The organism is Rhizobium indigoferae (assembly GCF_034554815.1).
Lineage (GTDB): Bacteria > Pseudomonadota > Alphaproteobacteria > Rhizobiales > Rhizobiaceae > Rhizobium > Rhizobium leguminosarum.
Map to the genome: position 1 here is coordinate 2,755,437 of NZ_CP140635.1, position 18,077 is coordinate 2,773,513.

At 58.1% G+C, this 18,077-nt stretch carries 15 protein-coding genes and 1 pseudogene; 9 read left to right on the plus strand and 7 right to left on the minus strand.

Annotated elements, in window-relative coordinates; genetic code table 11:
- Positions 1 to 34 precede the first annotated feature (34 nt).
- Genes U5G49_RS14075 through U5G49_RS14085 form a run of 3 tightly spaced genes read left to right on the plus strand, consistent with a single transcriptional unit; the run spans position 35 to position 2,813 of the window.
- On the plus strand, positions 35 to 796 hold the full coding sequence (locus U5G49_RS14075; RefSeq protein WP_193445594.1) for an SDR family NAD(P)-dependent oxidoreductase: 762 nt from the start codon (positions 35 to 37) through the stop codon (positions 794 to 796).
- Between the two features lie 23 nt (positions 797 to 819).
- Entirely contained in the window at positions 820 to 1,308 is a 489-nt protein-coding gene (locus U5G49_RS14080; RefSeq protein WP_193445592.1) for a tripartite tricarboxylate transporter TctB family protein, read from the plus strand.
- A gap of 11 nt (positions 1,309 to 1,319) precedes the next feature.
- Positions 1,320 to 2,813 (plus strand): tripartite tricarboxylate transporter permease, encoded by a 1,494-nt coding sequence (locus U5G49_RS14085; RefSeq protein WP_193445590.1) that lies wholly within the window; start codon positions 1,320 to 1,322, stop codon positions 2,811 to 2,813.
- Positions 2,814 to 2,915: 102 nt separating this feature from the next.
- Here the strand turns inward: U5G49_RS14085 and U5G49_RS14090 are convergent.
- Both U5G49_RS14090 and U5G49_RS14095 read right to left on the minus strand, forming a co-directional pair.
- Positions 2,916 to 3,198: pseudogene (locus U5G49_RS14090) on the minus strand (IS630 family transposase); the annotation flags it as partial.
- Positions 3,188 to 4,114, minus strand: a complete 927-nt coding sequence (locus tag U5G49_RS14095) for a LysR family transcriptional regulator (RefSeq protein WP_193445580.1) — start codon at positions 4,112 to 4,114, stop codon at positions 3,188 to 3,190. The pseudogene U5G49_RS14090 and the gene U5G49_RS14095, both read right to left, overlap by 11 nt.
- Positions 4,115 to 4,215: 101 nt before the next feature.
- Here U5G49_RS14095 and U5G49_RS14100 point away from each other — a divergent pair, with 101 nt between their 5' ends.
- The gene (locus U5G49_RS14100) at positions 4,216 to 5,208 is read left to right on the plus strand and encodes an MBL fold metallo-hydrolase (protein ID WP_193445579.1); all 993 of its coding nucleotides are present in this window, start codon (positions 4,216 to 4,218) and stop codon (positions 5,206 to 5,208) included.
- A gap of 77 nt (positions 5,209 to 5,285) precedes the next feature.
- Entirely contained in the window at positions 5,286 to 6,200 is a 915-nt protein-coding gene (locus tag U5G49_RS14105) for an aldo/keto reductase (RefSeq protein WP_193445578.1), read from the plus strand.
- Between the two features lie 222 nt (positions 6,201 to 6,422).
- On the opposite strand, the gene U5G49_RS14110 is transcribed toward U5G49_RS14105, so the two are convergent.
- The 4 genes from U5G49_RS14110 to U5G49_RS14125 form a co-directional block, all read right to left on the minus strand.
- Positions 6,423 to 7,130 carry a dihydrofolate reductase family protein gene (locus U5G49_RS14110; RefSeq protein ID WP_193445577.1) on the minus strand — a complete coding sequence of 236 codons (708 nt, stop codon included), beginning with the start codon at positions 7,128 to 7,130 and terminating at the stop codon, positions 6,423 to 6,425.
- A 77-nt stretch (positions 7,131 to 7,207) separates the two neighbouring features.
- Positions 7,208 to 8,641, minus strand: a complete 1,434-nt coding sequence (locus tag U5G49_RS14115) for an NAD(P)(+) transhydrogenase (Re/Si-specific) subunit beta (protein ID WP_193445576.1) — start codon at positions 8,639 to 8,641, stop codon at positions 7,208 to 7,210.
- Between the two features lie 14 nt (positions 8,642 to 8,655).
- Positions 8,656 to 10,227 (minus strand): Re/Si-specific NAD(P)(+) transhydrogenase subunit alpha, encoded by a 1,572-nt coding sequence (locus tag U5G49_RS14120; protein ID WP_193445575.1) that lies wholly within the window; start codon positions 10,225 to 10,227, stop codon positions 8,656 to 8,658.
- Positions 10,228 to 10,368: 141 nt separating this feature from the next.
- Complete coding sequence (locus U5G49_RS14125; protein ID WP_193445574.1) at positions 10,369 to 11,394, minus strand: zinc-dependent alcohol dehydrogenase family protein; 1,026 nt, start codon at positions 11,392 to 11,394, stop codon at positions 10,369 to 10,371.
- Between the two features lie 590 nt (positions 11,395 to 11,984).
- On the opposite strand from U5G49_RS14125, the gene U5G49_RS14130 reads away from it, so the two are divergent.
- The 4 genes from U5G49_RS14130 to U5G49_RS14145 all read left to right on the plus strand — a co-directional run bounded on the left by U5G49_RS14130 (position 11,985) and on the right by U5G49_RS14145 (position 16,540).
- Positions 11,985 to 12,884, plus strand: coding sequence for a sugar ABC transporter substrate-binding protein (locus U5G49_RS14130; protein WP_376770332.1), 900 nt, complete (start codon positions 11,985 to 11,987; stop codon positions 12,882 to 12,884).
- A 31-nt stretch (positions 12,885 to 12,915) separates the two neighbouring features.
- Complete coding sequence (locus tag U5G49_RS14135) at positions 12,916 to 14,439, plus strand: sugar ABC transporter ATP-binding protein (RefSeq protein WP_246289270.1); 1,524 nt, start codon at positions 12,916 to 12,918, stop codon at positions 14,437 to 14,439.
- Positions 14,440 to 14,469: 30 nt separating this feature from the next.
- Positions 14,470 to 15,687: an ABC transporter permease gene (locus U5G49_RS14140; protein ID WP_193445572.1), complete on the plus strand. Its 1,218-nt coding sequence runs from the start codon at positions 14,470 to 14,472 to the stop codon at positions 15,685 to 15,687.
- Positions 15,688 to 15,763: 76 nt separating this feature from the next.
- On the plus strand, positions 15,764 to 16,540 hold the full coding sequence (locus U5G49_RS14145) for a glucose 1-dehydrogenase (RefSeq protein WP_193445571.1): 777 nt from the start codon (positions 15,764 to 15,766) through the stop codon (positions 16,538 to 16,540).
- Between the two features lie 13 nt (positions 16,541 to 16,553).
- On the opposite strand, the gene U5G49_RS14150 is transcribed toward U5G49_RS14145, so the two are convergent.
- A complete protein-coding gene (locus U5G49_RS14150) occupies positions 16,554 to 17,939 on the minus strand; it encodes an MmgE/PrpD family protein (protein WP_193445570.1) in 1,386 nt (461 codons plus the stop codon).
- Between the last annotated feature and the right edge of the window lie 138 nt (positions 17,940 to 18,077).

Sequence of the window (18,077 nt, forward strand, 5' to 3'; positions counted from 1 at the left end):
ACCAAGCGAATTTAATACAGGAAAGTAAATCGCAATGAGCGCATCACCCCTTTCAACCTCGGTAGATACCACAGGCCAATCCATAAGACTGGCCGGTCGAAGGATTATTGTCACGGGAGCTGCCTCGGGTATCGGCCGCACCACAGCCGCCCTGTTTGCAGCGGAAGGCGCGAAAGTCACTCTCTTCGACCGAAACACCGATGCGGTTCAAAAGGTCGCCGAGGAGATTGCTGCCGGCTTCTGCAGCGTCGATATCACTAATGAACCTGACGTTGCACGGGCCGTCGAAAAGGCCGCGTCCGAGATGGATGGCATCGATGGGCTGATCAATGCGGCAGGTATTATGTCCAAGGGGCTTGCTACCGAGGTGCCGGCCGACGATTGGCGTCGGATCATCGAAGTCAATCTGACCGGCACATACATCGTCGCGCGCTGCTGTATTCCGTTCCTGCAGTTGCACGAGCACTCCACGATCGTGAACATCGCATCGGCTCAGGGGCTTCTGCCGAACGCGCCCGGCCACACGGCCTACGCGGCATCCAAGGGCGGCGTGGTAAACCTGACCCGCGCGCTTGCTGCGGAACTCGCGCCGACGATCAGGGTCAATAGCATCGCACCCGGTATGGTGGACACGCCAATGGCGGATGGCTACCGCGCCAATGTGGGCAACTACGCGCTCAAGCGGTTGGCCGATCCAGAAGAAATTGCGCGAACGCTTCTGTTCCTTACGTCATCGGAATCCTCCTACATAACGGGCGCAGCGCTAGCGGTAGATGGCGGCCGTTCCTTCCACTGAAAACAAAACCGGGGAACACTCAAATGCAAAACGATCAACCAGCTCCGTCTCCACGCCGTCCGCTGGGAACGAAAGATGTGACGGCCGGGGTGTTCTTGGTCGCCGTCGCTCTAGCCGGACTCTACTATAATCAGGACTACGAAATCGGTTCGGCCGCCCAAATGGGACCCGGCTACATGCCGATGCTTGTCCTCGGTTTGCTGGGCCTGCTCGGCGCAGCGGTGGCCATCCTCGGCATCAAAGGCGAGCACGATCCCCTGGAGAGTTGGGCGTGGAGGGAGATGGTCCTGATCCTTGGCGCGATGGCGGCATTCGGCTTCCTGATCGAGCGTGTCGGGATGGCCGTCTCGGTCGCGGTCGTCGTCGTGATCAGTGGCCTCGCTGACAGGCAGCAGACCATCCAGGGGATCGCCGGCCTGACCGTGGCGCTCGTTGCGATCTGTTGGGCAGTATTCACTCTCGGTCTTGGCTTGAACGTGTCCTTCCTGCCTCCCGCCCTCACCCAGTTCTGAGAGAGAAAACCATGATCGAGAACCTCGCCCTCGGCCTTTCGGTCGCGATGACTTTTCACAATCTCGGCTTCGCCTTCATCGGTTGCATGATCGGAACGGCAATCGGGGTCCTTCCCGGTATCGGTCCGCTCGCAACCATCGCCCTTCTTCTCCCGCTTACCTTTGCGTTGGACCCGATTACGGCGCTGATCATGCTTTCCGGCATCTACTACGGCGCTCAGTACGGCGGGTCCACGTCGGCGATCCTCTTGAACCTGCCCGGCGAAGTCACGGCTGTCGTGACGACACTGGAGGGTCACAAGATGGCGAAACGGGGCCGAGCCGGTGCGGCCTTGGCCACAGCGGCGATAGGGTCGTTTTTCGCTGGAACCGTGGCAACGTTGGTGGTCGCCGCTTCCGGCCCCCTACTGACGAACCTCGCGCTCTCTTTTGGCCCAGCAGAGTATTTCTCACTGATCCTCCTTGGCCTGATCATCGCAACGGTGCTCGCCCAAGGAAGCGTCTTCAAGTCGATCGCCATGCTCGTGCTCGGGGTGGCGCTCGGCCTCGTCGGCACCGACGTCCAGAGCGGCCAGGTCCGATTCTCGTTCGGCTTCTTCGAACTTTTCGAGGGCATCGACTTCGTAGCCGTGGCAATGGGGATTTTCGGTGTCGCCGAGATCATCCGCAATCTGGAAAACCCGGAAAACCGGAGCGGGACGGTCGCTAAGGTGGGAAGCTTGATGCTGACCAAAGAAGAGTTCAAGCGGGCGACGCCGTCGGTGATCCGCGGCACCATCGTGGGATCAATCCTTGGCATCCTACCCGGTGGCGGATTGGCCCTGTCAACCTTTGCCTCATACATGCTCGAGCGGAAGGTCTCGAAATATGGCCACGAGTTCGGCACCGGAGCAATCGAGGGTGTCGCCGGCCCTGAAAGCGCGAACAACGCTGCTTCGCAGACCTCGTTCATTCCGATGCTCACCCTCGGCATCCCGGCAAATGCCGTCATGGCTCTCATGATCGGCGGCCTGATGATCCACGGCATCCAACCCGGCCCTGGAGTGATCCAGGCCCAGCCCGCACTGTTCTGGGGTCTTATTGCCAGCATGTGGATCGGGAACCTGATGCTGCTCGTGATCAATCTTCCATTGATCGGAATGTGGGTTTCGCTTCTAAGGCTTCCATACAAGTACCTGTATCCGGCAATCCTCGTGTTCTGCGCTATCGGCGTCTACTCGGTAAACTATTCGCCGTTCAATGTGTTCGAGACGGTCCTTTTCGGCTTCCTGGGATACCTGTTCTTCAAACTCGCGCTCGAGCCGGCTCCCCTCCTGATCGGCTTCGTCCTGGGACCTATGCTGGAAGAGTATTTGCGACGGGCGATGGTCGTATCGCGCGGTAGCGCCCTGGTCTTTGTCGAGCGGCCCGTCAGCGCGGTCCTTCTAGCCATCGCGGCGCTTGCTCTCGGCGCGATGCTGCTACCCTCCATCCGGCGGAGGAAGGACGAGGCCCTCGAGGAATAGGGAACCGCCTACCCGCAGCAGACGAAAGACGCGAAAGACAAAGACATGATCAGATCAATTCAACATCCAGGCTAGACGCATTTGTAATCCATCTCGATAATCTTTTTTGGACCGCAGCCTCTCACGCCGCAGGAACGGCCAAACCGTATCGTTGGGTAACTTCAACCGTCGGACGCCCAATTCTTCGTCCACCTATGCAGTGACAGATACAGCGTGCGGCGATCTCCCCCATAAACGCTCCGCACGGCTCCACGACCCGCTTGCGATTGCCGCCCATCTTCCCGGGCGCGACACATCCCCTCAACAAAAACGCTGAGACCACAATACCGAACCGAGCCGCAACTGACCGGCAGCTCTCGCCGGCCGCGATTGCATCAAGCAGCAGTTACGCCCCGAAGGCCCGATGCCAGATGGAAGCCCGGTACCGTAGTCAATTCAACCACGAAGCGCTCCGTGAAAATCGCGACGCGACGACTCTTGCTGAGGGTGCCAGGTGCGCGCACGAGGAAGAGTTGCTTGGTGGCGATGGGATATGCAGGAAGGACCTCTTCGATGACGCCTGCCTCAAGTTGAGTTTGTACAAAAAAACGAGGAAGGGCGGCTATGCCGAGTTGATTCTGTACGGCATGAAGCATCAAATCGGGCATTTGCGCCGCAAACGCTATGGTAATCGGCGCTTGGCCCCCATTGGCGAGTGGCAGGAACTTTTCATCCGGGTCGTCTTTGTATTGAACGTAGTCCAGCCTGGCCAGGTCGTCCAAATTTTTCGGACGACCTATCCGATCCAAATAGGCAGGCGAAGCTACGAGCACCTGCTCAATCTCTGCGAGCTTTCGTATGGATCCTTCGGCTGGGCCAATACGGCAAGCTCGGATCTCCAGATCATACGGACTTTTGGCAAGATCCTGGACTTGATCACTCGCCTTCAGGTCAATCCTGAGCTTCGGGTACATGCGCCGCAAGTCTGCAAGCACCGGTACAAGAACAGTTTGAGCGATCAACGAAGGACATGCCACGCTCAGGCGACCCTCCGTTGAAGACTGCAAGGCGAACATGGCGTCGTCCATTTGGGCTAATTGAGAAAGCACCTGCTCCGCGTGCATTGCAGCAATCTGGCCTGCCTCGGTCAACCTCACGCCGTTGCGTCCTCGCACCACGAGTTCGACGCCATAGAGCTGTTCCAATGCCGCAATCTGCTGGCTGACAGCGGGCTGTGTGATGTTTAAACGGCGCGCGGCAGCTGACAACGATCCGTCCCGAGCCGCGGCCATAAGAGATCTTAGGCCAGCAATATTATCCATAGATTTTCCTTATGCCTCCCATAAATGCTTCGTCAATGGTCATTCAGATCTCATAGCGTTAGTTATAGCCAAATTCACCGACATACAAGCGAGTGCGAGCGATGACAGTCGACCGTAGAAAGTTCCTCAGTGTTGCGGCGTTGGTTCCTGCCGCGTTGGCAACGCCCTCCGTGTTGCAACTTAGCAGCGTCGCTTCGGCCCAAGACGCGGCCGCCAAGCCAGCCAAAAGCCCGGTAATAATGCGGCGCAGGATCGGTGAAATTGAAGTTTTTGCCCTGATGGATGGCTACGGAATCTTTCCCAACGGGATGTTTCCGTCCTTCGAGGTGAAAGCGGGCGAAGCGGCGGCCAAGTTGGCGCACGTGCCTTTTGATCCGGCCACGTTCAGAATCGGCATAAACGCCTATCTGATCAAAACGAAGGATCGGATCATTGCTGTTGATGCCGGCGCGCCCGCAGGCATGAGCCCGACGATGGGTGGTTGGGCGAACGCCCTCGCTGCGGTCGGAGTTACCCCTGAGCAGATCGACATGATGTTTCTGACGCATATCCATGTCGACCATGTCGGAGGACTGGCCGACCCCAAAACCGGCAACAAGATCCTGACGAATGCGCCGCTCGTTGTATCAGAAGCCGAATGGAAGTTCGTCCACGACGATGGGATCTATGCTGCTCAATCGAAAGACTTCAAACCGCTGTGGGATATCTCGCGTGCGAAGGTGAAGCCTTATGACGGTGTGAAGTCGTTGATCCAGCCGGGGGCAGAAATCGCGCCCGGGTTGACCACGGTTGCATTGCCCGGTCATACGCCCGGGCATCTCGGCCTCCGTATCGACAGCGGCAAAGAGAGCTTGTTGATCTGGGGCGATGTCATTCATGGTACTGCCTTCCAATTCACTCAGCCGGATTGGTCCTTCCCACTTGATGCCGACCAGGTCAAAGCTGCGGAAACCCGCAAGGCTATCCTGGACATGGTCACCGCTGAGGACATGATGGTCGCGGGGATGCATCTTGATTTCCCGGGCTTCGGTTTTGTCGAACGCGCCAATGGAGCCTATCGCTTCGTCGCTGCGCCATACGACTACCGCGCATGACACCTCGTTAATCTCAGCTCCTCCACGCGGAAATCTTACGAATTCCACCTTTTGGATAAACAAGTTTGGATACCATCATGACAACCTTTCAGAAAACCTTCAGATTGAATAACGACACCACAATTCCCGCCGTAGGCTTCGGGACTTACCTGATCTCGCGGGAAGATGCCAAAAACGCGGTACGCGCCGCGATTTTGAATGGCTACCGTCATATCGATACATCCGAGGTTTACGAAAACGAAGAGGCGGTGGGCGCAGGTATCCGAGAGGGTATCGAAGAGGCTTCACTCACCCGCGGAGACATTTTCGTGACTACCAAGCTCTGGCCAGGCCACGCGGCGTGGGGTCAGCAGCTGAAAAACGAAGAGCAGACCATTGCCTCGTTCAATGCCAGCTTGGAACGACTGGGCCTCGACTATGTTGATCTCTACCTGATTCATTCTCCGCATGGCGGCCCCGAGCGATTGAACCAGTGGCGCGGGCTTCGTGAGCTAAAACGGCTTGGAAAAGCCCGGAGTATAGGCGTAAGCAATTTCAGCGAGAAGCACCTTGAAGAAATCAAGGCCACCGGTGTTCTAATGCCGGAAGCCAACCAGATAGAGCTGCACCCATGGTCGCAGAAACCCGGACTCATCGCCTACATGAAAGAAAACGGCATCGCGCCGATCGCATATAGCAGTCTCGCACCGCTTTCGACTTGGCGCGTTGAGCCAGGACAGGACAGTGCGAAGACCGCGGAGATGAAGATCAGCGACGGCCAACTCAGGGCAATGGCCGAGAAGTATAGTGTAACGGAAGCCCAGCTGCTTTTGCGTTGGGGCGTTCAGAATGGCTATGCAGTCCTCCCCAAGAGCCTCAATGTCGATCGTATGCGACAAAACATCGATCTCGGCGGATTTACAATCGACGACGAAGACCTGGTCTCAATGAGGGCGATGGATCGGGGAGACGGCCTCGCTTGGTCAATCGGCGACCCTACCCGCGTCGATTAGATCGGCATGCCCAGAAGCACGCGGGATTAGGTAGCAAATGCCACCAAATTGGCAATCATGGGCCTTTTCGGTGCTCCGTCTGGCGGCATTTGCGACGGCACGCCGGATGAACGCTACATTCCGAAAATGTTTGAGCCTACCCGCGGGATCTTCGTGGCGACGTGACTAGATTTAGCTCAGCAAGATGCTCACTGGGATATCCAGCTGTCAGATTGCGCAAACCTACGAATTTGACGGCTCGCTTGCCGCATAGCGAAGGTTGACCATCCCATGACCGAGCTGCTGGCATTCAATCAAGGAGAGTTCCACCTTGCCAGCTAGGCCGTCTGTGCCGAATTCCACAACGCTATCGGTGCCGGATCGAGCTTCCAAGGCCGGCGCAACAATGAAGTTGAGTTCATCGACCAATCCGGCCGCCAGCAGCGCACCGTTGGTCGCCGCACCGCCCTCGAGCACGATCCGTTCGATACCAAGCTCCCTATTCAGGACAGCCAGCAATTCCCCGACGTCAAAATCGGCAGTCTCGGCGACGACGTACGAGACGCCGTCTCCCGCCAACTCAGCGAGATAGCTGTCAGGAACATCGTGCCCGAGTAGCGCAATGAGGTGATCGCCGAAGAGGTCCGGGGCTCTGTAGTGAACAGCGCCCGATCGGTCGATCGCGATCCCAAAGCTCTTTGCCTCGCGGTTTGCGAAATGGGTAGGCCTGGCCACCTTTTGCGAACCTTCAGGTGCGTGGGGAGCACCTTTCGCCATCTCCGCCATGGTCACGCGACCCACCATCCACGCTTGGCACCGAAGTTCCTCGCGCACCTTGTCGCAGATTTTCGAAAAGTCGGAACGGTCACCGTCCGGCGACTTGGTCCATCGACTTGGATGAAGGCTTCCATCCGGTGACGTCAACATTAAACATGCGATAAAAGGTTTCACGAGCGATACCTGCTTCTCCGATTTCGATCGGACAGATTTGGAGTTCAGCGTCTGCCAGCCTCAGATGGCGCAATATCCTACGCCATCAAGGGAATAAGTCCGTTAATCGACTTCTTGGCGTCACCATAGAACATCCGGGTATTCTCCCTAAAAAATAGAGGGTTTTCGATCCCGGAGTATCCCGTCCCCTGCCCGCGCTTCGAAACGAACACGTGCTTTGCCTTCCAGACTTCCAAAACTGGCATGCCGGCGATCGGAGAGTTCGGGTCTTCAAGCGCTGCAGGATTCACAATATCATTCGAGCCGATGACGATGACCACGTCCGTACTCGAAAAATCATTGTTGATCTCGTCCATCTCGAGAACGATGTCATACGGAACCTTTGCTTCCGCCAGGAGGACGTTCATATGTCCTGGCAAGCGCCCGGCGACCGGATGGATAGCGAAGCGGACAGTCTTGCCGGCGGCACGGAGCTTTCGTGTCAATTCCGAGACCGCCTGCTGTGCTTGGGCGACCGCCATTCCGTAACCCGGGACGATGACGACGCTCTCTGCATCATTGAGAGCTGATGCGACCCCCTCGGCGTCGATCGCGATCTGCTCGCCGATGATTTCCATGGCCGGCCCTTTAGCGGCCCCGAAGCCTCCGAGAATAACGGAGACGAAAGACCGGTTCATCGCCTTGCACATGATGAGGGAGAGGATCGCACCAGAGGAACCCACCAACGCGCCTGTCACGATGAGCAGGTCGTTGCCGAGCGTGAACCCGATCGCAGCAGCGGCCCAACCCGAGTAGCTGTTGAGCATCGAGACGACAACGGGCATGTCCGCGCCACCGATCCCCATGATTAGGTGGTACCCGATAAATAAAGCGAGCACTGTCATGACCAAGAGGGGCCAGACACCGCCTTGGTTTGCGTAGACCAGTAGAAGAATGAGCGACAGGATGGCCGCGCCGGCATTCAGAAAGTGGCCGCCGGGCAATTTCTTCGCCTTGCCATCGACCTTCCCCGCCAGTTTGCCAAACGCTACCACTGATCCCGTAAAGGTCACCGCCCCGATGAACACGCCGAGGAAGACCTCAACCTTCATGATTGAAAGCTCCACGGCGGTCTTGTGAGCAAGAATGCCAGCAAAGCCGTCCAGCGACGCACGCATGCTCTCATCCACGATCGAGATGCGGGCTGCCTCCAAATGCGCGTTGAAACCGATGAAGACAGCCGCCAGTCCGACGAACGAGTGCAGCGCCGCCACCAATTGGGGCATCTCAGTCATCTGGACCCTGCTGGCTACGAAATACCCCAGCACAGCGCCGCCGCCGATCATCCCGACGATGATCAGCCAGTTTCCCACTCCCGGACCAAGGATGGTGGCTATAGCTGCCAGCGCCATCCCTACAATGCCGTACCAGACAGCCCGCTTTGCACTTTCCTGTCCGGAAAGGCCCCCGAGTGACAATATGAATAGGACGGCCGCGGCGATATACGCAGCGGATACAACACCGATTGTCATAATTTCCCCTCAAATCAAGACCGCTGGAACATGGCGAGCATGCGCCGTGTCACAAGAAATCCCCCGACGATGTTTGTGGTGGCGATAGCTACGGAGACAGCCGCAAGTGTCGTGACCAGCCGATCGCTGGAACCGATCTGAAGCAGCGCACCGAGGATGACGATCCCGGAAACGGCATTGGTCACGGCCATCAACGGGGTGTGCAAGGAATGAGACACGTTCCAGATCACCTGGAAGCCGACAAAGCATGCCAGAGCGAAAACGACGAAATGCGCCATAAAGCTCTGCGGAGCAAACGCACCCAAGACGAGCAGGAAAGCGGTGCCGGCAGCTAGCAGAAGCCCCTGGCTCTTCGTCTGCGCTTTGAAGGCGGCGATCTCTTTTTCACGTCGCTCTTGCGCCGTCGGCTCCTTCGCCCTTTCCCGAGGCTTCTGTGCAGCGATGGCCTGTACCTTGGGCGGTGGCGGAGGGAACGTGAGGTCTCCTTGAAAGGCGACAGTCGCGCCGCGGATAACGTCGTCGTCCATATCGTGAACCAGTTGCCCATCCTTCCCGGGGGTCAGATCGGCCAGCATGTGCCTAATGTTCATCGCGTAGAGCGAAGACGCCTGAGCTGCCATACGACTTGGGAAATCGGTGTAGCCGATCACGACCACCCCATTGTCTGAAACGATCCTCTCGTCGGGGCGGGTCAGGTCACAATTCCCGCCACGCTCGGCAGCTAGGTCGACGATGACCGATCCGGGCTTCATAGCTGCGACCATGTCGGCTAGCCACAGCTTGGGCGCGTCCCGCCCTGGGATGAGCGCCGTCGTAATAACAATATCGACTTCGGGCGCTAACTCTCGGAACTTCGCTAGCTGCTTCTCGCGAAACTCTGGCGAAGATGGCGCAGCATATCCCCCGTTCGCCGACCCGTCCTGCTGCTTCGCGAAATCGAGATGGACAAACTCCGCGCCCATCGACTCGATTTGTTCGGCCACCTCCGGCCGAACATCGAACGCCAAAGTTATCGCCCCGAGCGACGTCGCCGTGCCAATTGCCGCGAGACCCGCCACGCCCGCGCCGATGACCAGCACCTTCGCCGGTGGCACCTTTCCAGCCGCAGTGACCTGGCCCGTAAAGAAGCGACCGAAGTTGTTGCCGGCCTCGATCACCGCGCGATAGCCCGCGATGTTCGCCATCGAGGACAGCGCATCCATCTTCTGGGCACGGGAGATGCGGGGCACCATATCCATCGCAATTGTGTTCACACCCTTCTCGACGGCTTGCTCGAGAAGCGGCCGGTTCTGGCCTGGGTAGAAGAAGGAAATGAGCGTCTTCCCTTCAGCGAGGCTATTCAACTCTTCTGGCTGTGGCGGCCGCACCTTCACGACGACGTCCGATATTGAAAACAATTCCGCAGCGTCGTGGACGACGTCGACACCAGCTGATCGATAAGCGTCGTCCGAATAGCCCGATCTTTCGCCTGCGCCGCTCTCAACGACGCACTGATGCCCAAGCTTTGCAAGTTGACGGGCACTGTCCGGCGTGAGCGCCACCCGAGCCTCTCGATCGGCGGTCTCCCTTGGTGATCCGATTTTCATTGTTTTTTCCTGAATTCGCGCGGATGTTGAGCGCCAGAGCACGGTGGTGATGAGCACCGGCTACGTGCTGAACATATTTGGTGATTGATGTGGTGGTACAGCGCTCGAGGCAGCACGTTGTGCCGTCGTGAGCCTATGCCATCAATTGAATACGAACACGCCCTTCCCGATCTTCCGCTGTTCAAACAGGGCATAGGCCTCGACGGCTTGATCGAGTTGGAACTCGTGCGTGAACAGTGCGTCGACATCTATGCCGCGTTCGGCGACAAAGCTCGCGCACTCGTCCTGAAGGTTCTTGTTGAACGTAAGCGAGCCTACGAGGTTCTTCTGGTTGGTGATGAGTTCATTGCATTCAAACTGCATCGAGCCATGAACGCCTACGAGGCAAGTAGTGCCCCATCGTTTAATCGCCTGAAGTGCCTGTTGCCGCGCCACCGGATTGGAACTGCACTCGATTGCCTTGTCGGCACCCAAGCCGCCTTTCGTAAGGTCGCGCACAGCCTTCACAGGATCGTCCTTCATCGGGTTGATTACATAATCAGCACCAAAATCCTTTGCCATTTGAAGACGCTCTTCACCAACATCGAGCGCAATGACCCGCGCACCGAACGCCTTTGCAAAGACAGTGCAGCTTAGTCCGACAGGACCCTGCCCGAAAATCGCGATGGTTTCATCTGCTAGTAGATTGACCCTCTTCAAGGCCGCATAAGCCGTACCACTTCCACATCCAACGGCCGCGCCCGCATTGAATGAAAGCTGCTCGGGAAGCTTGATGATCGTATGGGCGGGCACCTTCATGAAGGGCGCGTGCGCACCATGACTATTGCCCCCGAACGCAATTCGGGTGTGGTCGCAATTCTGCATCCACCCAGTCCGGCAATTCGGGCATGTGCGGCATCCGTCGTAGTGATAGACCATCACGCGATCGCCGACCCGCGCCTCCCATGGGCGCACGGCCGATCCGACCTCTTCGATAATGCCGCAGGGCTCGTGTCCTTCGATGACAATTTGGTCCTCGCGCCGTTTGGGCTCGTTTAGGTGGTTGAGGTCGCTCCCACACATTCCGGAAGCTTTGATCCTGACCACTACCTCATCGGGACCGGGAACTGGATCGGGATACTCCCGAAACTCCATCTTGCCCTCGCCTAGAAACACGAGACCCTTCATCTTCTGTCCTCCACCTCAATGAGGCGAGCCCGGTGCCACCAGAGCATCGCCCCATTCCAATCAAGAAAGCGCAATTGCTGCTCGCAAATCTCACGCATCAGCACAACAAAGATCAGGATCGAATGCCGCTTGCGCTCGTGAAGATATAACCTGGTATTATAGCCTGACGCCCCGCTGCGGTCGCGCGGGAGTCCGTATTTATCTACGCTCCCGCAAGATCGCCCCCATTATAACTCAGCGTTATACCTCCCCCCAGCACCCCACTGTTTTGAGCAGTTCTAGCGTGTTACCCAATTTGAACAGGAGGCACGAGATGGCGGAAATCCGGGAGCTTAGGACCGCCCTCGCAAAGCCCAGCATTTTACCCGCGAATACTGCCTGCTCGGTCGGGTGGCATAGTTGGAATACCGGAGACCGATGCCGGAGACCCACGCCTTCAGAGCCTGGGATCGGATGGAGCAACACGCATGAGGGAGGATTCCATGCACGCTACGCTGAACAGATACCGCACACACTCCAAGTCCATCTCCGGATCGGTTTTCCGGTCATCGGCCCTGGCTTTGACAGCGCTCCTATTCGCCGGTTCCGCCATGGCGAAGGACCTGACTTTCGGGTACGTACCGGCCAGTCTTGAGTATCCCTACAACGTTATGACGGCAAAAGGCTTCGAAGAAGCCGCCAAGGAAAAGGGCGTCAAGACGGTCGTCATCGATCCTCGCGGCAGCGTCGAAAAGCAGGGCAACTCTCTCGACGACCTGCTGTCTCAGAAGGTTGATGCAATCGGCTTCCTGCCACTCGACTCCGTCGTCGCTGAGGGATTTGTCGACAAAGTCAGCGACGCAAAAGTGCCGATCGTGGCGATCGCATTGCAGGTCGGAGATTCAGCGAAACGTCAGCTGAAAGACCCCTACCCGGGCCTCTCTGCCCTCGTGGCCACAGACAACTATCAGTCCGGAGTTGTTGCTGGCGAAATGGCAGTCGGTCTACTGCCGAAGGATAAAACAGCGAAAATCGGCATTGTAATGGGCGATCCTGCCTACACGATCGTCAAGCTCGATACCGACGGTTTCAAAGCCGCGCTGGACAAGGCCGGGGCAAAGTACACCATCGTCGCCGAGCAACCGACCAACTGGACGCCTGACGAAGGCGAAGCCGTCTGCCAGAACTTCCTGACGGCCCATCCCGACATCGATCTGATTTACAGCCATGCCGACGACATGGCGATCGGATGCGCACGCGCAATCGACGCATCCAGCTCCAAGCCCAAGCTCATCGCCACGGGCGGTGGATCGAAGCTCGGCCACGACGCGATCCTCGCCGGGGAGATGTACGGCTCGGTCTGCACGAGACCCAAACTTCTCGGCAAGCTGATGTTCGATGCCCTTTACGAGGCTGCGACCAAGCCGGAAACACCCAAGGGTCGCTTCGTGTCCTACGACATGCCTCCGATCACGAAGGATACCATCGACTCCTGCCCTGAGCAGTGGTGAAATCTTTCGGTTGATGAATGGGAGGTGTCCTTTGCAACACGATAACCCGATCATGCAATTACGTGGTGTTGTTAAGGGATTTCCCAATGGCACACTCGCCCTGCGCGGTGTCGATCTCGACATCGAGCAGGGCAAAGTCCACGGCCTGCTTGGCGCGAACGGCGCTGGCAAATCCACACTGATCAAAATCCTTTCAGGCGCGTATTGGGCCACACTGGGCGACATCATTTGGCGCGGTAAGCCAGTCAAATGGGATAGCCCCAAGGCAGCCAACGATATGGGGGTTGCCACCGTTCACCAACACATTCCCTTGGTCCCTACTCTCTCGGTTATCGAGAACATCTTCCTTGGCAACCGTGGTCTCTGGCGTCTTTCGTCAAGCATCCGCCGGGACTATGAGGCCCTGTGCGAGCGCATCGGTTATCGACTTGACCCGGACGCACTGGTGGGCGATCTCTCCATCGGCGAGCGCCAGATGGTTTCCATCATGACGGCCGTGGGGACCGGAGCCGATCTGATTGTCATGGACGAGCCTACTGCCTCATTGGCAGCGGATGAACGGGAGCTGGTTTACGCCACTGTCCGGCGACTCTCGAAGGGAGAGAACAAGGCGATCCTGTTCGTCAGCCACTTCCTGGACGAGGTCATGGCACTCACCGACCAAGTCACCGTTTTGCGCGATGGAACTGCCGTCCTCAGGGCCAATACTTCTGACTTAGACGAGGACCGCATCGCAGAAGCCATCGTCGGAAAGCAGATTGTTGCGTTGGAGCGGCAAGCGCAGGAGCGGACACCCACAGCGGGAACGGCGCGTTTGAAGTTGCAAAACCTAGCGTCGAAGGGTCGTTTTGGCCCGATTTCTCTGGAAGTGGGCCGTGGAGAGGTGCTTGGCGTCGCAGGTCTCCTCGGTTCGGGTCGAAGCGAATTCCTCCACGCCATCTATGGCTCCGACCGCGATGCGACCGGGACAGTCCTTCTGGACGGACAAGCGGTTCCTCGCAACACGGGAGCGGCTGTCAAGGCTGGGATGGGTATGGTCCCGGAAGACCGAATGGCGCAGGGTCTCGTGCCGGAGTTCGAAATTTGGAGAAACACTACCCTACCCGCGCTAGGCGGCGTGTCTGTTTTGAATTCCATGCCCATCGAGGATCGCGAGCGCGAACGGGGTTGGGAAGCGATCCGAACGCTGTCGATCAAGGCAAGCTCGCCCGACATCCTGGTGAAGGATTTGAGCGGCGGCAATGCGCAGAAGGTGACGATCGCAAAGTGGCTGTACAGCAATGTGAAGCTGTTCCTTCTCGACGAGCCGACAGCCGGCATCGACATCGGAGCGAAGACGGACATTTTGCGGCTCGTGCGCAAGCTGGCCAGCGAAGGCCAGTCGGTCATTATGGTGTCTTCCGAATTCGAAGAACTGCTCGCGGTGTCGGATCGCATCATCGTCCTGCGGGACGGTCAATGCGTCGCGGTTCGCAGCGCCCATGAGACATCCGAACACGAATTGCTTCTGCTTGCCGGCGGGCAGGCTGCTTCCGTCGAAGCGGCCGTCCACTAACCGGCATCGTAGAGAAAGCGAGAAAACACCATGAATACCATTACACAAAATTCGGTCGAGAAAATCCCGGAGGCTCCACAAAACCACGCCGCCTCGCCTGCGACCAACTGGCGTCGCCTGTTCGGCTTGCGCGAACGAGGTGTCTATTACGCTCTGCTGCTACTGATTGCTGTGATAACGCTTCTCACGGGTTACCTCGGCCAGTCAAATTACCTGAGCGTTTTGAACCTCTCGAACGTAGTCTATCAGTCATCGTTGATGGCCATCATGGCGGTCGCAATGACCGTCGTACTGATCAGCGGAAACTTCGACCTCTCGGTCGCCTCCGTCGCGGCGCTCGCTGCTGTGATCCTGATCGGCAACGCGGATGCGATTGGTTTCATTCCCGCCGCGGCGCTTGCGATGGCAGTGGCAATGGCAATCGGCCTGATCAACGGCTCGATCGTCCAGTTTCTGGGCATCAACGCTTTTATCGTCACTCTGGGCACGATGACCGCCGTTCGCGGGCTCGTTCTGATCTATACCGACGGTCGCTCGCTATCTGCGTCGGACCCAGACGTAATTGCAACCATGAAGGCTTTCGAAGGCGGTCGCCACGACGGCTTCTGGCTGATTGTCGCCGGAGGAGTGTTGCTGCTGGCTCTAGGTGCGATCGGCCTCGCAAGGACGCTGAGCAACAAGGCCCCGATGCGACCTTCCTCTATCGGCATGACCATCGGCGGCATCGGGCTCCTCCTGCTCGCGTGGGCATCGGGTGGTGAGCTGACGCTGCGCAATCCGGTTATCTACCTTGCTATCTTCACCACGATTGTCTGGTTCACCTTAACCTTCACGATGGTGGGACGCCGCGTTTACGCTGTCGGCGGCAACTCCGAAGCCGCACGGCTTTCCGGCATCAACGTGCTTCTCTACAAGCTCATGGCCTTTGTTTTCTGCAGCGGCGCAGCAGGATTTGCCGGAATCCTTTTCGCTAGCCGACTGCGGTCGATCAATCCCGCCGGTCTCCAAGGAGCGGAGCTTACCGTCATCGCGGCGGCCATTCTTGGTGGGACGTCTCTGTTCGGCGGCGCGGGCAGCGTGATCAAAACCCTTGCGGGCGCGCTCCTCCTGTTTTCGCTGACAAACGGCTTCAACATCTTGAACCTCGGTGCGAACTGGCAGGGCTTGATCGAAGGCATCGTCGTTGTGGTTGCCGCGGCCATTTACACCGTTGGCGGCAACAAGTCGAAATCCAAGACCGGCGGCTGACCTAGCAAACTCTAGACCGCTCGTCTGCCGACGGGCGGTCTCCTTCAATAGCCTGAAACACTGGGAGTGACATTTCGTGACCGATATTCCGCGAGTAGACTTCAACGGCAAGGTTGCCTTCGTTACCGGAGCCGGAAGCGGCGTTGGGCGGTCAACCGCTCTGGCGTTCGCCAAGGCAGGCGCTTCGGTCGCCGCAGTCGACATAAACGAAGTTGCTCTCAATGAGACCGCAGCGATCATTCGCGACGCGGGCGGAAAAGTCCTCGCGATCACCTGTGACGTGACCAAGGGCGAGCAAGTAAAGGGCGCGCTGGATAAGACTATTGAGGCGTTCGGGCGTTTGGACGCAGCTCACAATAACGCTGGCATCGAGCAGCCGGCGCAGCCAATCGGAGACATTTCTGAGGAGCTTTGGGACCGCATCATTTCGGTCAACCTCAAGAGCGTTTTCCTCTGCATGAAATATCAGATCGAAATCATGCTCAAACAGGGCAGCGGAGCCATCGTGAACACCGCATCCGGCGCGGGTGTCTTGGCGATCCGTAATCAGTCTAGCTACTGCGCATCGAAGTTCGGCGTCGTTGCAGCGAGCAAGGTTGCCGCGCTCGAGTATGCCGACAAGGGCATCCGGGTTAACGCCATTTGCCCCGGCATCATCGATACTCCGATGATCTCCCGCTACACCAATGACACCGATGAAGGCCGCGCCTTCATGATTGCCCAGGAGCCAATCGGCCGCATGGGTCGTCCCGAGGAGATTGCTGGCACTGTGTTGTGGCTTTGCTCGGACGCGGCCGGCTTCGTTACCGGCCATGCCATGATCGTGGATGGCGGCCAGACCGCGGGGATTTAACCGGGTTTGTTGGTCAGGCGAGACACTTGACCAGTTCCGTTGCGTCTTCGAGGGTTTCCAGATTTTCGGCGAGGGCTGCGGCTCTCGCCGAAACAGTTTCAGAGACGGGGTTGGCAGCAACGGACGCGCACTCGAAGAACTTCACGCAGACATCCTCCCAGTTCATCGGGTTGTCGGCGTTACCCGGAACACGATGGCCCTCCTCTATCCAACATCCGCCGTCGCGTGTGGTGATTTCCACACGGCCAGGGGGCAACTCGAGCTTCCAGTCGAGCGCGGCGTCTCGGACCAATGTCATCTTCTTACCAACCGCGAGCACCTGCTTGTCTTTGAGTGCTGCTTCGGTGAAGTCGGTGACGCTCATTCCTCTGCGAACCACGGCGACCGACACTAGGTACGGCAGGCTAAATTTGGCATCCGCAAGCGTCGCAGGTGCCCGTCGCTCGTCCAGGGGCTGGCACATAAGGTCGTGGTAATCGCCCACGTAGAGCCGTATCTCGGCGATTTCGTCCGGCTGGATGTTATTCCGGGTGACGATATCGATAGCAGCTTTCATGTGGCTGTGGGCGGTACCAACACATGGCCAACGTTTGTAGAGTGTCCCGCTTCCGAGGAAATCACTGCCAAGCCCCGCTACGATCTTGTCGCGATCGTAGCGCCCACCAAAGTAAGTGTTCATGAAGCCATACTGGCCTTCGAATGCCTTATCGATGCCTGTCACACCCTTTTCAGCCATTAGTGTTGCGAGCACGGCTCCCTTGGCCGAAAACCCCGCATACATCCCGCGTAAGTCGCTTCCCCTGCCCGCGACCATTTCCATGATGCCCGATGACTGCATCGTCGCAATCCCCATGGCAGCAGAGGTGCGTGCCGGCGAAAGACCCAGAACGCGACTTGCGGATGCAGTAGCAGCGAAGACGGCCAGGACCGTGGACAGGTTCCAGTCCTTTTGCCAACCGACGTTGCACCTGAGCCGGGCGAATATGTCCTGTCCAGCCGCGACTGCCGCGATCAGGTCTTTTCCACTGACCCCGCCCCGGCGCTCGGCGAGCGCAATTACGGCCGGCACAATCGAGCTGGCCGTGTGTTGTCCCCATGGCGTTTGGTCATCGTAATCGAGGCAATGGGCGAGCGCGCCGTTCGCCATTGCTGCCATAAGTGCCGGAGCCCTGCCTCCGAAGCCGAGGACTGTGCAATCAGGGCGACCGCCTGTTTCGGCTACGATCTCCGCGATCGCTTGAACGGCCGGTTCCATACCGCTAGCAGCGAGAATGACGCCGAGGGTGTCAAGGATGCTCTTCTTGGCAGCCCAACGCGCGTCGTCACTCAGGCGGTCGTAAGTCACCTCGGCCGCGTGGGTGCCGAGAAGATGGACGAGATCGCGCTTATCATCAGTCATTGTCGAAAACCTTATTCTTCACGAATGCAATGATGTCGCACGAACTAGCGCCGATCTCATCCCCAACCTGCACACGACCGGGCACACCAAGAGACGGGATATAACTCTTACTTATACCACAACCGAGCCTCGCGAGAT

Bases quoted from the DNA above. Each gene is read 5' to 3' on its own strand.
- U5G49_RS14075 (WP_193445594.1), top strand. From the start codon at position 35: ATGAGCGCATCACCCCTTTCAACCTCGGTAGATACCACAGGCCAATCC.
- U5G49_RS14080 (WP_193445592.1), top strand. From the start codon at position 820: ATGCAAAACGATCAACCAGCTCCGTCTCCACGCCGTCCGCTGGGAACG.
- U5G49_RS14085 (WP_193445590.1), top strand. From the start codon at position 1,320: ATGATCGAGAACCTCGCCCTCGGCCTTTCGGTCGCGATGACTTTTCAC.
- U5G49_RS14095 (WP_193445580.1), bottom strand. From the start codon at position 4,114: ATGGATAATATTGCTGGCCTAAGATCTCTTATGGCCGCGGCTCGGGAC.
- U5G49_RS14100 (WP_193445579.1), top strand. From the start codon at position 4,216: ATGACAGTCGACCGTAGAAAGTTCCTCAGTGTTGCGGCGTTGGTTCCT.
- U5G49_RS14105 (WP_193445578.1), top strand. From the start codon at position 5,286: ATGACAACCTTTCAGAAAACCTTCAGATTGAATAACGACACCACAATT.
- U5G49_RS14115 (WP_193445576.1), bottom strand. From the start codon at position 8,641: ATGACAATCGGTGTTGTATCCGCTGCGTATATCGCCGCGGCCGTCCTA.
- U5G49_RS14120 (WP_193445575.1), bottom strand. From the start codon at position 10,227: ATGAAAATCGGATCACCAAGGGAGACCGCCGATCGAGAGGCTCGGGTG.
- U5G49_RS14125 (WP_193445574.1), bottom strand. From the start codon at position 11,394: ATGAAGGGTCTCGTGTTTCTAGGCGAGGGCAAGATGGAGTTTCGGGAG.
- U5G49_RS14130 (WP_376770332.1), top strand. From the start codon at position 11,985: ATGGCGAAGGACCTGACTTTCGGGTACGTACCGGCCAGTCTTGAGTAT.
- U5G49_RS14140 (WP_193445572.1), top strand. From the start codon at position 14,470: ATGAATACCATTACACAAAATTCGGTCGAGAAAATCCCGGAGGCTCCA.
- U5G49_RS14150 (WP_193445570.1), bottom strand. From the start codon at position 17,939: ATGACTGATGATAAGCGCGATCTCGTCCATCTTCTCGGCACCCACGCG.